General features: G+C 69.9%; 16 protein-coding genes. 7 read left to right on the top strand and 9 right to left on the bottom strand.

Annotated elements, in window-relative coordinates; genetic code table 11:
- Positions 1-15 precede the first annotated feature (15 nt).
- On the bottom strand, positions 16-432 hold the full coding sequence (locus ACFWN1_RS13890) for an anti-sigma regulatory factor (protein ID WP_018544439.1): 417 nt from the start codon (positions 430-432) through the stop codon (positions 16-18).
- 279 nt (positions 433-711) lie between these two features.
- The gene (locus ACFWN1_RS13885) at positions 712-972 is read right to left on the bottom strand and encodes a UBP-type zinc finger domain-containing protein (protein ID WP_384360953.1); all 261 of its coding nucleotides are present in this window, start codon (positions 970-972) and stop codon (positions 712-714) included.
- Between the two features lie 60 nt (positions 973-1,032).
- Between ACFWN1_RS13885 and ACFWN1_RS13880 the strand changes: the two genes are divergently transcribed.
- The gene (locus tag ACFWN1_RS13880; protein ID WP_384361011.1) at positions 1,033-2,628 is read left to right on the top strand and encodes a Na+/H+ antiporter; all 1,596 of its coding nucleotides are present in this window, start codon (positions 1,033-1,035) and stop codon (positions 2,626-2,628) included.
- Between the two features lie 29 nt (positions 2,629-2,657).
- Here ACFWN1_RS13880 and ACFWN1_RS13875 read toward each other — a convergent pair whose 3' ends face one another.
- Together ACFWN1_RS13875 and ACFWN1_RS13870 are read right to left on the bottom strand one after the other, a co-directional pair.
- On the bottom strand, positions 2,658-3,602 hold the full coding sequence (locus ACFWN1_RS13875) for a 1-aminocyclopropane-1-carboxylate deaminase/D-cysteine desulfhydrase (RefSeq protein ID WP_384360950.1): 945 nt from the start codon (positions 3,600-3,602) through the stop codon (positions 2,658-2,660).
- Between the two features lie 82 nt (positions 3,603-3,684).
- Positions 3,685-4,278 (bottom strand): N-acetylmuramoyl-L-alanine amidase, encoded by a 594-nt coding sequence (locus ACFWN1_RS13870; RefSeq protein WP_384360947.1) that lies wholly within the window; start codon positions 4,276-4,278, stop codon positions 3,685-3,687.
- A gap of 330 nt (positions 4,279-4,608) precedes the next feature.
- Here ACFWN1_RS13870 and ACFWN1_RS13865 point away from each other — a divergent pair, with 330 nt between their 5' ends.
- The 3 genes from ACFWN1_RS13865 (at position 4,609) to ACFWN1_RS13855 (ending at position 7,823) form a co-directional block, all read left to right on the top strand.
- A complete protein-coding gene (locus tag ACFWN1_RS13865) occupies positions 4,609-6,015 on the top strand; it encodes a family 2B encapsulin nanocompartment shell protein (protein WP_384360944.1) in 1,407 nt (468 codons plus the stop codon).
- A 91-nt stretch (positions 6,016-6,106) separates the two neighbouring features.
- Positions 6,107-7,231 (top strand): family 2 encapsulin nanocompartment cargo protein polyprenyl transferase, encoded by a 1,125-nt coding sequence (locus ACFWN1_RS13860; RefSeq protein ID WP_384360940.1) that lies wholly within the window; start codon positions 6,107-6,109, stop codon positions 7,229-7,231.
- Between the two features lie 220 nt (positions 7,232-7,451).
- The gene (locus ACFWN1_RS13855) at positions 7,452-7,823 is read left to right on the top strand and encodes a DUF952 domain-containing protein (RefSeq protein WP_384361008.1); all 372 of its coding nucleotides are present in this window, start codon (positions 7,452-7,454) and stop codon (positions 7,821-7,823) included.
- 31 nt (positions 7,824-7,854) lie between these two features.
- Here the strand turns inward: ACFWN1_RS13855 and ACFWN1_RS13850 are convergent, their stop codons facing one another.
- Positions 7,855-7,983 carry a hypothetical protein gene (locus ACFWN1_RS13850; protein WP_384360937.1) on the bottom strand — a complete coding sequence of 43 codons (129 nt, stop codon included), beginning with the start codon at positions 7,981-7,983 and terminating at the stop codon, positions 7,855-7,857.
- A 310-nt stretch (positions 7,984-8,293) separates the two neighbouring features.
- Between ACFWN1_RS13850 and ACFWN1_RS13845 the strand changes: the two genes are divergently transcribed.
- Both ACFWN1_RS13845 and ACFWN1_RS13840 read left to right on the top strand, forming a co-directional pair.
- On the top strand, positions 8,294-8,638 hold the full coding sequence (locus ACFWN1_RS13845; RefSeq protein WP_384360935.1) for a CbrC family protein: 345 nt from the start codon (positions 8,294-8,296) through the stop codon (positions 8,636-8,638).
- Positions 8,620-8,871: a CbrC family protein gene (locus ACFWN1_RS13840; RefSeq protein ID WP_384360932.1), complete on the top strand. Its 252-nt coding sequence runs from the start codon at positions 8,620-8,622 to the stop codon at positions 8,869-8,871. The genes ACFWN1_RS13845 and ACFWN1_RS13840 overlap by 19 nt, the downstream gene beginning before the upstream one ends.
- A gap of 58 nt (positions 8,872-8,929) precedes the next feature.
- Here the strand turns inward: ACFWN1_RS13840 and ACFWN1_RS13835 are convergent, their stop codons facing one another.
- The 4 genes from ACFWN1_RS13835 to ACFWN1_RS13820 all read right to left on the bottom strand — a co-directional run bounded on the left by ACFWN1_RS13835 (position 8,930) and on the right by ACFWN1_RS13820 (position 12,260).
- Positions 8,930-9,697, bottom strand: coding sequence for a hypothetical protein (locus ACFWN1_RS13835; RefSeq protein ID WP_384360929.1), 768 nt, complete (start codon positions 9,695-9,697; stop codon positions 8,930-8,932).
- A gap of 192 nt (positions 9,698-9,889) precedes the next feature.
- Positions 9,890-10,039, bottom strand: a complete 150-nt coding sequence (locus tag ACFWN1_RS13830; protein ID WP_384360926.1) for a hypothetical protein — start codon at positions 10,037-10,039, stop codon at positions 9,890-9,892.
- Between the two features lie 333 nt (positions 10,040-10,372).
- Entirely contained in the window at positions 10,373-10,903 is a 531-nt protein-coding gene (locus ACFWN1_RS13825; protein WP_384360924.1) for an NUDIX domain-containing protein, read from the bottom strand.
- 1 nt (position 10,904) lies between these two features.
- On the bottom strand, positions 10,905-12,260 hold the full coding sequence (locus ACFWN1_RS13820) for a tetratricopeptide repeat protein (protein WP_384360922.1): 1,356 nt from the start codon (positions 12,258-12,260) through the stop codon (positions 10,905-10,907).
- A gap of 223 nt (positions 12,261-12,483) precedes the next feature.
- On the opposite strand from ACFWN1_RS13820, the gene ACFWN1_RS13815 reads away from it, so the two are divergent.
- Positions 12,484-13,233: a hypothetical protein gene (locus ACFWN1_RS13815; protein ID WP_384360920.1), complete on the top strand. Its 750-nt coding sequence runs from the start codon at positions 12,484-12,486 to the stop codon at positions 13,231-13,233.
- The last annotated feature ends 46 nt before the right edge of the window (positions 13,234-13,279 follow it).

Genomic DNA, 13,279 nt, shown 5'->3' with positions numbered 1-13,279 from the left:
GACCGTCCCCGTTCCTCACGCCGGGCCGGGGCCCGCGCCGCGCTGTTTGTAGAGGCTGATCGACACGGTCCGGTCCTCGTCGACGGCGGACGACACCTTGCCCGCCAGGGCCGACAGCACGGTCCAGGCGAACGTGTCGCGCGACGGGGCGTGGCCGTCGGTGGTCGGAGCCGACACCGTGACCTCCAGCGAGTCGTCGACGAGCCGGAAGACGCAGCTGAGCACGGAGCCCGGCACGGCCTGCTGGAGCAGGATCGCGCAGGCTTCGTCGACCGCGATGCGCAGATCCTCGATCTCGTCCAGGGTGAAGTCCAAGCGGGCCGCCAGACCGGCCGTGGCCGTCCGCAGCACCGACAGGTAGGCACCCGCGGCCGGAAGCCGGACTTCCACGAAGTCCTGGTTCGCCGTGGGCTCGCCTGCGATCTGGGACACCCTCACCTCCATGGTGGTACAAGCTTCACGGGGCCGAGGATCGCCCCCGGCGTAACGCGTACGTGGTTCCGCGGTGACGCTATCGCGCCCGGAACGTTCCTGTCCCCGCGCCCCCGGCCCCCTGGCGTTACTCACAGTAAAGCTCCGTATACGCTCCGTGTCTAGGGGGTTGGGCGGATTCAAATGGGAAGAGCGCGCGCCGGGTTGACGTACCCAGGCACCGGGCTGTCGAATCACCGGACGTGGCGGCCGCGCCGCCCGCCGCTGTGCCGTCCACTCTCACACGAGTACGTGGTCCACGAAACACCACCGCCAGTCGTCTCCTGGTTCGAACGTCCGCATCACCGGGTGACCCGAGTCCGCGTGGTGCCTCGTCGCGTGCCGGTTCGGCGAGGAGTCGCAGCAGGCGACATGGCCGCAGGTGAGGCAGAGCCGGAGCTGCACCGGGTCGGTTCCCTCCGCGAGACACTCCAGGCACGTCTCGCTCAGCGGGCCGGGTTCAGGGAGCGGCAGCGCGTGGAGGTGCGTGCACTGTTTCATGATTGCCAGATTACGTCGGGAGCGCGGACGGCCGCGCGGAGAACGAGGGTGGACGAGGACATGGACGTGATGCCGCTCCTGCTGCTGATCGCGGGGAGCGCCGCCGTCGCGGGCGCGGCACGGCGCGGGCCCGTACCCGCGCCGCTGCTGCTGGTCGGCGTCGGCCTCGCCGCCTCCTACCTGCCGGGCGTGCCGGACTACACCCTCGACCCCGAGGTCGTGCTGCCGCTGCTGCTGCCCCCGCTGCTGTACACCTCGGCCAGCGACAGCTCCTACCTCGGCCTGCGCGCCCAGGTGCGGCCGGTGGCGCTGCTGTCGGTCGGCTACGTCCTCTTCGCCACCGTCGCGGTCGGCTGGGTGGCGCATCTGATCGTCCCCGGCCTGCCGCTGACCGCCGCGCTGGTGCTGGGCGCGGTGGTGGCACCGCCCGACGCCGTCGCCGCCACCGCGGTCGCCCGCCGGCTCGGGCTGCCGTCCCGGATCACCACGATCCTGCAGGGCGAGTCCCTGCTGAACGACGCCACCGCCATCACCGCGTACAAGGTCGCCCTCGCCGCCGCCATCGGGGAGGGCGCCACCTGGGCGGGCGGGCTGCTCGAGTTCCTGATCGCCGCGGTCGGCGGTGTCGGCGTCGGCCTCGTCCTGATGGCACCGCTGCACTGGCTGCGCACCCATCTGCGCGAGCCCCTGCTCCAGAACACCCTGTCGCTGCTCATCCCGTTCGTCGCCTACAGCGTCGCCGAGCAGTTCCACGCCTCCGGGGTGCTCGCGGTCGTGGTCGTCGCGCTCTACCTGGGCCACCGCGCGTGGGAGGTCGACTTCGCCACCCGGCTCCAGGAGGAGGCGGTGTGGAAGATGGTCGCCTTCGTGCTGGAGTCCGCCGTCTTCGCCCTGATCGGCCTCCAGTTGCGCGTCGTCGTCGAGGGGCTCGGCGCGAACGACGGCACGCGGGCCGTCGTCTACGCCGTGATCCTCTTCATGGTCGTCGTCCTCGCCCGGATCGCCTGGGTCTACCCGGCCGCCTTCCTGCCCCGTCTGCTCTCCGCCCGTATCCGGGAGCGGGAGGACAATCCCACCTGGCGGGGCGCGCTGGTCACGGGCTGGGCCGGGATGCGCGGCGTGGTCTCCCTCGCCATCGCCTTCTCCATCCCGCTCACCGTGCACGGCGGCCACCCCTTCCCGCAGCGCAACCTGATCCTCTTCCTGACCTTCACCACCGTCATCGGCACCCTGGTCATCCAGGGCCTGAGCCTGCCCCCGCTGATCCGCGCCCTGCGCTTCCCGCCCCGCGACCCGCGCGCGGACACCCTCGCCGAGGCCAACGCCCAGGCCCAGGCGTCCCGCGCGGCCGAGAACCGGCTCGACGAACTCCTCGCCGACGAACGCAACGCCCTGCCCGCACCGCTCGCCGACCGGCTGCGCGCGGTGATGGCCCGCCGCCGCGACGCCGTCTGGGAACGCCTGGGCCAGGCCAACCCCGTCACCGGCGAGTCCGTGGACGACACCTACCGGCGGCTGTCCCGCAACATGATCAGCGCCGAACGCGATGTCTTCGTACGCCTGCGCGACCACCGCTACATCGACGACGAGATGCTCCGCACCCTGCTGCGCCGGCTCGACCTGGAGGAGGCGGCCGCGTACCGGGAGGTGACCTGAGCGGCGTGCCGCGACGTGATCGGAACCGCTCACTGCGACGCTGCCCGAGCCGGGTGCCGCGAAGTGGCCTGAAACGTGCTGTCCGGGAAGGGCCGTCCGGTGATCACCGCGGCCACCGCGGTCCCGCGCGGGAAGGCGCCTTCCCCGGCCAGCGCGGTGAGCGCGAACAGCAACCTGGCGACGTAGAGCCGCTCCACGGGCACCTGGTGCCGGTCCTCGAAGTCGGCCGCGAACGAGTCCAGCTCCCCGGTCGTACGGGCATAGCCGCCGAAGTGGAAGCGGTCCTCCAGCGACCAGTCGCCCGTGCGCGCGCCGAAGGCCCGCTCCTGGAGCGCGCGCACCTCGGCCGCGAGGAAGCCGCCCTTGAGTACGGACACCCCCAGCGCGCGCTGTCCGGGCGCGAGTCCGGCGGCCAGTCCGGCGAGCGTGCCACCGGTGCCGCAGGCCACCGCGACGGCCTCCGCGCGGTCCCGCAGCTCCTCGCCCAGCGCCACACAGCCGCGCACCGCCAAGGCGTTGCTGCCGCCCTCCGGGACGACGTACGCGCCCTCCGCGCGGGCCGCGCCGAGGAGTGCGGCCAGGGTCTCCGGCTCGTTCTTGCGCCGGTAGGCAGCCCGGTCCGTGAAGTGCAGCCGCATGCCGTCGGCCGCGCACCTGGCCAGCGACGGGTTCAGCGGGCGGCTGGCCAGTTCGTCGCCGCGCACCACGCCGACCGTGGGCAGCCCGAGCAGCCGCCCGGCGGCCGCGGTGGCGCGCAGATGGTTGGAGTACGCGCCACCGAAGGTGACCAGCGCCCGGCCCCGCGCCGCCTCGATGTTCGGCATGAGCTTGCGCCACTTGTTGCCGATCAGCTCCGGGTGGATCAGATCGTCCCGCTTGAGCAGCAGTCGCACGCCGTGCCGGGAGAAACGGTTGTCCCGTACTTCCGTGAGGGGCGAGGGGAGTGCCGGGGCGAGCGGGTCGGCGCTGGTCATGCGCTCATTGTCCCCTCGCGCGCGGGTGCCGCTCGCGGGTGTACCCCGCGCGCTCGCGGGTGTGTGCCCCGCCCGCGCGCGGCTATCCCTTCAGCCGCTCCTTGACCCGCGACCGCAGCGAGGCCATGGTGAAGCCCCGCGGGTCCACCTTGCCCGGCTGCCATTCGCGGTGGCCGATGACCGAGTGCTCCGTCCAGCCGTGGTGGCGGCAGATCGCGGCGGCGGCCCGCACGATGGCCTCCAGCTGGGCCTCGGGCCAGGGGTCCTCGCCGTCACCGAGGTTCTCGCACTCGAAGCCGTAGAAGTACCGGTTGCCGTCGGTGTTGGACTCGTTGTCGGGCGGCAGGCCCTTCTCCGCGATGACCGCGCGCAGCACCTCGTCGTCGCCGAGCCCGGCGTGGTTGGCGCGGCCGTAGCCGACCAGGTGGACCTTGCCGTCCTTGGTGATCACGCCGTGGCAGAGCGGGCCGGGAAGCTCCTCGTAGCCCTCGCGGCACAGCTCCACGGTGCGGGCGCCGCCGCTGGTCACCGTGTGGTGGATCATGACGCCGTGGACCGGGCCCCAGGGACCCGTGTGGTTGCGGTTGTGGACGCGCCAGCCGGCGACCTCCACGACCTTCAGGCCCTCCGCCTTGAGCGCGCCCAGAAAACCGCTCGCGGACATGGGTGGGGACATGACCGCCTCCTTCGTACCGTTCGGGAAGTTCGGTTGTCGCGGGCCGGCCGCCGGTGGCGGTGCACCCGTCACGCTGCTTGTACCGATGTGGAGTGGTCCGGGAACATCGTTCGCCAGCTGTGCGAGCCGATCCGGCCACTTTTCGGCCGGGAATGTGGCGGGATGGGTGTCTACGGGAGGTGACGGGGTCGCCTTGTCTGCCCAGTGGTCCGATGATCCATTCCCGCTCTTTCGTGTAATGGTGCGAGCACACTCCGTGATGAAAGGCTCAGCCGTGAGATCGATGCCCGGCGAGATCCGGCTCGGGCATTTACGGGAGGGCAATTCCTTATGTCGGTAGGCGAAGAGGTCCGCACGGAAGAGGGCAAGGCGCAGCAGTCCCTCGGTACTGCGGCCGCGCGGAACCTGGCCACCACGACCAAGTCCGCACCCCAGATGCAGGAGATCAGCTCCCGCTGGCTGCTGCGCAACCTGCCCTGGGTGGACGTCCAGGGCGGCACGTACCGGGTGAACCGGCGGCTGACGTATGCCGTGGGGGACGGCCGCATCACCTTCGTGAAGACCGGGGACCAGGTCGAGGTCATCCCCGCCGAGCTGGGCGAGCTGCCCGCGCTGCGCTCGTACGACGACGAGGAGGTGCTCACCGAACTGGCCCGGCGCTGCCGCCAGCGGGAGATCGCCGCAGGTGACGTCATCAGTTCCTTCGGCACCCGCACCGAGAAGGTGTACCTGCTCGCCCACGGCCGCGTCGAGAAGGTCGGCACGGGCCCGTACGGCGACGACGCGGTCCTCGAAGTCCTTGCCGACGGCGCCTACTTCGGCGAACAGGCATTGCTCGACCCCGACGCCATCTGGGAGTACACCGCCCGCGCCGCCACCGCGTGCGTGGTGCTCGTCCTCAGCCGCTCGGACTTCGAACAGGTCGCCGAGCGCTCCGACTCCCTCACCGAACACCTCGGCCGGCTGCGCGCGCTCCCGGACCAGCGCACCAACAAGTACGGCGAGAAGGAGGTCGAGCTGGCGGCAGGCCACTCCGGCGAGCCCGACATCCCGCACACCTTCGTCGACTACGAGGCGCGTCCGCGCGAGTACGAACTCAGCATCGCCCAGACCGTGCTGCGCATCCACTCCCGCGTGGCCGACCTGTACAACCAGCCGATGAACCAGACCGAGCAGCAGCTGCGGCTCACGGTCGAGGCGCTGAAGGAGCGCCAGGAACACGAGCTGGTCAACAACCGCGAGTTCGGCCTGCTGCACGCCTGCGAGTACGACCAGCGCCTCCAGCCGCACGACGGCGTCCCCGGCCCGGACGACCTGGACGAGCTGCTCAGCCGCCGCCGTGGCACCAAGTTCCTGCTCGCCCACCCCCGTGCCGTCGCGGCGATCGGGCGCGAGCTGAACAAGCGCGGACTGGTCCCGGAGACCATCGACGTGGGCGGCAATCGCATCCCCACCTGGCGCGGGGTGCCGATCTACCCGTGCAACAAGATCCCGGTCAGCGAGGCCCGTACGACCTCGATCATCGCACTGCGCACCGGCGAGGCCGACCAGGGCGTCATCGGCCTGCGGCAGTCCGGGCTGCCGGACGAGATCGAGCCCAGCCTGTCCGTCCGCTTCATGGGTATCAATGAGCAGGCCGTCATCAACTACCTGGTGACCGCCTACTACTCGGCCGCCGTGCTGGTGCCGGACGCGCTCGGCGTGCTGGAGAACGTGGAGATCGGCCGGTGGCGGTGATCCCGTCCCCGCGTACGGCCGTGTTCCGCCCCGGCGGTCGCTGCCGCCGGGGCGGCGGCCCCGCCGTCGCCGGAGTTCGTGAGGGGGAGCCATGAGCGAGTCCGTCGTGAAGGCCGGAGGGCGTTCGACGGCACCGGTGTCGCCGGATGCCGTGCCCAGACCACGACAGGCGGCGGACGACGGGCCGGGCCATGAGGCGGTCGTCCTGCTGGAGCGCACACGGGGTGTCGTGGACCCCGAACTGCGCGCCGCTGTCGACTCGTTGCCGGTCCGGCTCCGCGGGGTCGCGCTCTACCACTTCGGCTGGAGCCACGCGGACGGCACCCCGGCCGCGGGCAACGCGGGCAAAGCGATCCGGCCCGCCCTCGTCCTCGCGGCTGCCTCCGCGCTGGGCGCCGGCGAGGCGCGGGCCGCCGCCGTGCGCGCCGCGGCGGCGGTCGAACTGGTCCACAACTTCACACTGCTGCACGACGACGTGATGGACCGCGACACCACCCGCAGACACCGCCCAACGGCCTGGACCGTCTTCGGCGACCCGGACGCGATCCTCGCCGGCGACGCCCTCCAGGCACTGGCCCTGCGCCTGCTCGCCGACGACCCGCATCCGGCCTCCGGCCGGGCGGTGGCCCGGCTCGCCGACTGCGTCATCGAACTGTGCGCCGGACAGCAGACCGACACGGCCCTGGAACACCGCGCACCCGACGAGGTCACGCTCGGCGAGGTGCTCGCCATGGCCGAGGCGAAGACCGGCGCCCTGCTCGGCTGCGCCTGCGCCCTGGGCGCGCTGTACGCGGGCGCGGATGACGCGGTCGTGGCGGCGCTGGACACCTTCGGCCGGCAGGCAGGACTGGCGTTCCAGCTGATCGACGACGTGATCGGCATATGGGGCGACCCCAGGCGCACGGGCAAGCCGGCCGGCGCCGACCTCGCCATGCGCAAGAAGTCCCTGCCCGTGGTCGCCGCGCTGACCTCCGGCACCCCGGCGGCAGCGGAACTCGCCGCGCTGTACGCCCGCCCGCACACCGAGGGGGACACCTCCGGGATCGCCCGCGCGGCGGTCGCCGTGGAGCAGGCGGGCGGCCGCGACTGGGCCCAGGCGGAGGCGGCGGACCGCATGGCTCGGGCGGTCCAGGAGCTGGCGCGCGCGGTACCGGCCCCGGAGACGGCGGGCGGCCTGCTGGCGCTGGCGGAGTTCGTCACCCGGCGCAGCAGCTGAGGTCCTGCGGCCCCGCTGAGCCCCGCGCATCCCCACGGTGCGCGGGGCCCACCCGTCATACCCTGGGCATATGGACAGGGAACCCCACGTCTGCCCCACCTGCGGACACTCCGTCGACACCATCGCCGGCCGTCGCAAGACGCTGGGCGCGTGGGTCCCGGTCTGGAAACCGGGCCCGTGCCACAACCCCGGCTGCGCCTCGGCCCGTACCGTGACCTCCATGCCCCAGCACCCCGAGATCCTCCACCTCACCGAACGCGCCCTCTGGGAGTCGGCCCGCGCACACGGCACCTACGAGTGCGCCACCCGAGGCCGCACCCTCCAGGACGTCGGCTACATCCACTTCTCCACCCGCGCCCAACTCCCGGACGTCGCCGCCTTCCTGTACGGCGACGAGCCCGACCGGGACGACCTGGTGGTCCTGGTGGTCGACCCTTCCCTGCTGGACGCCCCGCTGCGGTACGAGGCCATGCCCCCGGCGGGGGAGGAGTTCCCGCATCTGTACGGGGCGGTGCCGGTGTCGGCGGTGGTGGATGTGGAGCGGTGGGACGGCGGGGGTCAGACGCCTCAGACGCCTCAGACGCCGAGGTAGGTCATCGCACCGGCGCCGGGCAGCGCGGGGACTATCGCCTGAGCGAGTTCTCGGAGCCGTCCTTGCTTGCGCCCAGGACGCTGACGCCTTCCGGGCACCGGTCCCAGGGCACCTCCTCGACCAGGAACCTGTCCTTGGCCTCCGCCCGGATGCCCGTCACCACCGCACCGAAAGCCTCCGGGCGAAGAAGACCGCACCCGGACCCCCAAGGGGACCGGGTGCGGTCAGGCAGGCGACGCGATCTGCGGAAACGCAGGTCAGAACGCCTGGATGGAGATCAAGCCTTCTTGGTCTCCTAGTAATGAGGTAGGTCGGTGACCTGCGGGGATCTTCCCTGTGGGTCGCTGACCTTGCCTTTTGTTGATGGCTGGCGATGGGGTGTGACGGTTGTAATCGGGTGTCCTGCGGACTGTGTGCGGACTGTGGACAGAGCGGATCGCTGACTCACGATCGGTCGCGGGGCTACCTGAATGACGGCGTCCTCGCGGAGGTCGTCACGGTCACTGCTCGTGACAGGCGAAATTCCATACTTCCGGTACCACCCCGACCCCATGGCTACGGGCTCTGTGGTGGCCTCAGATGCGGCTTGCGCATGCCGCGGTCGTGAACGCGGCTATGTCTATACCGGTCCGGTATATGCGGCAGAACAGCTTGGCGGGCGGTTGTGCCCGTGGTGCATCGCGGACGGAACTGCCGCTGCGAGGTATGAGGCTCAATTCTGCGGTGACGTTGTCGGGGACGACGTGTCCAGGGAGGTACTGATGGCCATTGCAGAGCGGACGCTGGGCTTCACGGGGTGGCAGGAGGAGCAGTGACTGCTGCACTGCGCCGACGGCGCTGCCTTCCTGGGGCGCGCGCAGGGGCTACGGAGCTCGCGGCCCACCCGGATGCGCTGGAGACTATTCGGCGGGAGATCAGTTGCTGGGTTTGGACTCCAGATCAGATCGACCATTTCCTCGACTCCCTAGACAAGGCCGGACAGCCGACCGCCTACCTCTTCCGGTGCCGGGTTTGTGTGATCTGTCTTGCCTACGTGGACTTCACGTAATCCTCGTGGCTGTCGGTCTGGTGTCACTCGTTGGGCCTGAGGATGTCGCTGGCACTGATCAGAGTTCACACAGCGCTCGACCTTCTTGCTCGGCTGCGTCGACTTTCTTGGTCAGCGCATCAACGAGGCCGATGCGGCCCTCGAACAGTTGGGATACGTCCTGCCCGGTAAACATGATGACGTTGTTGCGACTGCCTCGGGAGTTGTGCACGAAGTGGTCTAGCACGCCGGGGTCGTAGCCAGCCATGGATACGAAAGCACCTCGCGTGCTGTCGAGTTTGCCGTCAACCTTTCCCTTGAAGTCGAGCAGGTCCCCAAGGTCTGGCTGCGCGGTTCGCCATCGAGCTTCGACAATATATGTAAACCCTCGGAAGTGGAACGAGCCGTCGATTTGCTCATGGGCTATGCGGTAGGACGGGCGGTAGTCCAGGTCGTAAGTCCGAAAAAGCCGTGCGAATAGCTTCTCCAAGTCGTAACCGCGCCGTTGTGCAGACTCGCTTGCACCTGGCTGGACGAGCTTCAAGAAGTCGAGGCGCAGTTCTCCGATCGTGGCCTGGCGTTCTTGGAGTAGTTGGAGGCGCCTCTTTTCGGCGACCCGGCGGGCAGTAGCTGCTGCTCGCTCCGGGTCGATAAGGACCTTTTGCTCCTGTGCTACTTGCTTCAACTCGGCGAGAGCTTCGGCGCCAGCTTTCTGGTCAGGGGCGTCCGCGTGCGGCTTCCGCATATGGCAAAGCTCTTCGACGATCTTGCGTTGAATGGTGTATCCAGATGCGCCTTGCTGCTGGAGTTCGTCAAAGATGGCCCGCGCGATCTTCGCTTTACTCATGCCAAGTTGATCGTATCGGTCGTATAGCTGCCGAGGGACGCCTGCCGTATAGAAGATTGCGCGTAGATCGTCACGCCAATGCAACGCATCACGACACACAGCAATGGCTGCCCGTGTGACGCTGGTCGACACCGGTCCTGCGGTCCGCGCGTGGCTTATCGATTCCGAAGACTCCACAGGTAGATGTCCCTTCTAGGCCCAGGCTCGGCCGGTCTGGAGGTATTCCTCCACAGGGATCGACTCGACGCCGGCACTCATGCGGTCCGTGGACAGCAGGCTGTCGAGGTAGTCGATCTTGTGGCGGATGAGGCGGGCGATGTCGCAGTCGTAAGTGGTCGTCACAGTCTCGCCCGTGACTCGGCCTCGTCGCGTCCGGTGGGCAGACCGATCGGGCGGACGGGTCCGGAGAAGATGGCAGCGCCTTGCTGGACGAGCCCGAGGGCACGCATTTGGCGACTGGGCGGCACTTCCACGACTTGCCCCCCCTCGTCCGTGTTGGGTTCGGGTCGTCCCCGTGGCGAACACTCCAGACGGTACCGAGCGTGCGGGGCCGGTGGGGCCGTGTTCCACGTGAATTGCCGCAAAACCCCGTCTCCGCCGGGACGGGCCATGCTCTCGGCAGGGGAGGCTTCGGCCTTGCTTGTTGCCATACCGTGCACGACAGGTGGGGCTCGCCTACTTCCAGCCGTCCAGCGATACCTGGAGTCCGCCCGTCAGATAGCTGTGGAGGGCACTGGCGGTGGTCTCCACGAAGCTCTTGGGGATGGCGTCGGTGTCGACCCAGCACACTTGGGCGTGCTTGACCGGTTCGCGATTTTCGGGTTCGCCGCTCCAGTCGTGGGCGGCGAAGACGACCGTGAGGAAACCGTTGGGGGCCTCGACGCCCCAGGCGCCGTGGATGATGTGGGCAACCTTGAGGGACTCGGGCTTCACAGTGAGGCCCGACTCCTCGTAGAGCTCGCGGACTGCGGTTTCGGTGATGGGCTCGCCAGGTTCGCTCTTGCCGACGGGGAGGTCCCACATGCCCTGGGCGAACTTGGCGTTCTCGCTGCGCTGGAGGAGGACGACGCGGTTGGTGGCCATGTCGTGGACGATGACGGCGGCGACCAGCAGAGTCATCGATTCGAGCGCCGGCGTGAGGGCCTTCGGCTGGTCGTTGGTCTGCTGGGCCACGGGGTTCCCTTCGTCGGGCGGGTTGTTGGGCATGTTAGGCGAGGGCTTCGCGGGCTCGGCGTGCGAGATCGGCCGCGCCAGGGACGCGGCGGCGCTGGTAGACCGCGAGGGTGGAGCGGATCGAGGAGATGGCCTTGCGGGTCCGGTCGGAGGTCATGCCCTCCATGAGGACCAGGGCTTGGGTCCAGGCGGCGACTGCTTCGTCGGCGCGGGCTTGGGCTGCGAGGCTGTCGCCGAGGTCGGCATGGGTGAGGGCGTGGACGCGCTTGTACTTCTGGGGGTCCCAGCGGGTCAGGGCGTCGCGGTGCTGCTGCTCGGTGCCGATGTGGTCGGCGAGATCGGTCAGGGTGCGTGCGGTGTGGCTGGCTACGGTGCCGGCGGCGGGGCCGCTCACGCGGGAATAGCTGGGTTGCGGGAAGTCGTCCCGCAAGAGGGCGTCCTCGGCGGCGAGCAGGGCGCGTGCGGCTGACGAACTCTCCGCCGTGGCCGCGTAAGCGCGGGCGTGGGTGATGTGGAGTAGGGCTTCCGTCTGGCCGTCAACGTGGCCGAGGCCCCGCCGCAGTGCGCCTTCGACCAGGTCAACGCAGTGGTGCGGCTGCTTGAGGCTCAGGGCTTGGTGGGCGAGGGCGCGCATCATCCAGGCGGCGTGGCCGTGGGGGTCGGCTTCGCAGGCGAGTTGGTAGCCGACCTGGTAGTAGCGCTGGGCGGCACCCTCCTGGCCGAGGTCGTGGTGCTTCCACCCGGCCAGGTAGGCGAGTTCGGAGACGGCTCCGAAGGCGGCTCGCCGTAAGGCTTCGCTGGGGAAGCGTCCGCGCAGCATGGGGGCGGCGGTGTCGGCGAGGTAGGCGCATACGGTGGTGAGGCCGTGCCCGCCGCCGAGGCGCTCGTCGGCGGCGGAGAAGGCGGTGGTGATCTGGCGTACGACGTCCACGTCCTCCGCGCCGACCAGCGACGTGCCAGTGCGGGCGCGGAGCATGCGGGCTGTGGCCTCGTGGTCGTGGCTGAGGGGCATGGAGACGCCGGCTGTGGTGAAGGCTGCGATGGCGAGGAAGCGGCGGGGTTCGACGTCGGCGCGGCCCAGGTCGGTGACGGCGAGGACGGGATCGGCCTCCGCCGACTCTTCGGCGTCATCGGCGCTCAGGCCGATCTCGGTCCGGGTGATCGTTCGCCCCGATAGGCGGGACAGCGCTTCGGCGAGGTACTGGCCCACCCGACCCGATGGGGTGCGGGTGCCGTTCACCCAGTGCGAGACGGCCGACTTGTTGGTCTGCAGCATCTCGCCGTTCTCGGCGGCCACGCGACGGACCTCTCTGGCGAGCGCGTCGTAGGTGCATCCGGTCGCGCCGATGGCATCCCGCAGGCGGGAGTTGGCCCCTCGTTGCGCCGTCACGACCACCTCCACCCCGGAGCTGTAAACCGCGTATACCGCTTCAACTGCCCACCACCGTACCCACTGAGCGTGACCGACGGTTCACTTATCAGCAGCCGCCCGGAACGGCGCGACCGTGATCCAGGCTCCCCCTTGGTCCGGGCGGCTCCCCGAAGTTCCGTACGTCCACCCCGGGTTCTGGCACCCCTGTGCCCGGATCCGGCCGATCAGAGACGGAGACACGGTGACCACCATCGACACCACGGCCATCACGGTCGAACTGCCCGAGGCGTTCGATCCGCGCTGGAGCCGCCTGCCCGGCATCCACGTTGACGGCCGGCGCATCACCATCGACCTGGCCGAGTACTTCTTCCGCTTCGAGTCGAACACCTGGCTCGTGGCCGACTGGGAGCTGGTCAAGTCCCAGCTCCTGGACGTGGACGAGACGACCGAGAGCGCGGTCGAACAGCTCGCGCTCGACTTCACCAAGCGCCACGGCGAGTCCACGTCCGACGCGGCCCGCGTGCTGGCCACCGCGTACGAGGTGTACGCGTACCTGTTCCGCGACGAGCACCTGGCCGGCCTCGGGCTCCCGCAGATCACCGCCGAGCACCTGCGGATGCTCCGCGAGGCGGCCACGCTCATGGCGCTCAACAAGGTCGAGCTGGACGGGCACATCTCCAACGTCGGCCCGTGCTGGTTCTTCCCCGCCGCCACCTCCGTCGTCTTCGACCTGGACGACGAGAAGGGCGGGATGCTCGACGAGGTCTACCACGGTGGCTGGTTCAACGAGCCCCGTCGGATCGAGTCCATCAAGGCCCACGCCGCGCTCGGCGGCCGGCTCGTGCACGGCTGCCAGTCCGTGCCGGACCAGTCCGGTGGCGTGGTCGCGCCCTACGGTGCGTCGATGGCCAGGTTCCGCGACGACCTCGCCGCGTTCAAGGCGGGCTGGATCGAGCAGGTCTACGCCCACCGTGTGAACCCCGCCGCGTAACCCACCCGATCAGGCTCCGGGGCGGGCTGACCCCGTCGCCCGCCCC

The sequence above is a fragment of the Streptomyces sp. NPDC058459 genome (genome assembly GCF_042721685.1).
Classification (GTDB): Bacteria; Actinomycetota; Actinomycetes; order Streptomycetales; family Streptomycetaceae; genus Streptomyces.
Note: the sequence above shows the minus strand (reverse complement) of the source record. Positions and strands in the feature narration are given on the sequence as shown.

Excerpts from the sequence above, each read along its gene's own strand:
- ACFWN1_RS13870 (WP_384360947.1), bottom strand. The coding sequence starts at position 4,278 with ATGTCCCCACCCATGTCCGCGAGCGGTTTTCTGGGCGCGCTCAAGGCG.
- ACFWN1_RS13880 (WP_384361011.1), top strand. The coding sequence starts at position 1,033 with ATGGACGTGATGCCGCTCCTGCTGCTGATCGCGGGGAGCGCCGCCGTC.
- ACFWN1_RS13825 (WP_384360924.1), bottom strand. The coding sequence starts at position 10,903 with ATGCCCAACAACCCGCCCGACGAAGGGAACCCCGTGGCCCAGCAGACC.
- ACFWN1_RS13845 (WP_384360935.1), top strand. The coding sequence starts at position 8,294 with ATGACGGCGTCCTCGCGGAGGTCGTCACGGTCACTGCTCGTGACAGGC.
- ACFWN1_RS13875 (WP_384360950.1), bottom strand. The coding sequence starts at position 3,602 with ATGACCAGCGCCGACCCGCTCGCCCCGGCACTCCCCTCGCCCCTCACG.
- ACFWN1_RS13865 (WP_384360944.1), top strand. The coding sequence starts at position 4,609 with ATGTCGGTAGGCGAAGAGGTCCGCACGGAAGAGGGCAAGGCGCAGCAG.
- ACFWN1_RS13885 (WP_384360953.1), bottom strand. The coding sequence starts at position 972 with ATGAAACAGTGCACGCACCTCCACGCGCTGCCGCTCCCTGAACCCGGC.
- ACFWN1_RS13855 (WP_384361008.1), top strand. The coding sequence starts at position 7,452 with ATGCCCCAGCACCCCGAGATCCTCCACCTCACCGAACGCGCCCTCTGG.
- ACFWN1_RS13835 (WP_384360929.1), bottom strand. The coding sequence starts at position 9,697 with ATGAGTAAAGCGAAGATCGCGCGGGCCATCTTTGACGAACTCCAGCAG.
- ACFWN1_RS13860 (WP_384360940.1), top strand. The coding sequence starts at position 6,107 with ATGAGCGAGTCCGTCGTGAAGGCCGGAGGGCGTTCGACGGCACCGGTG.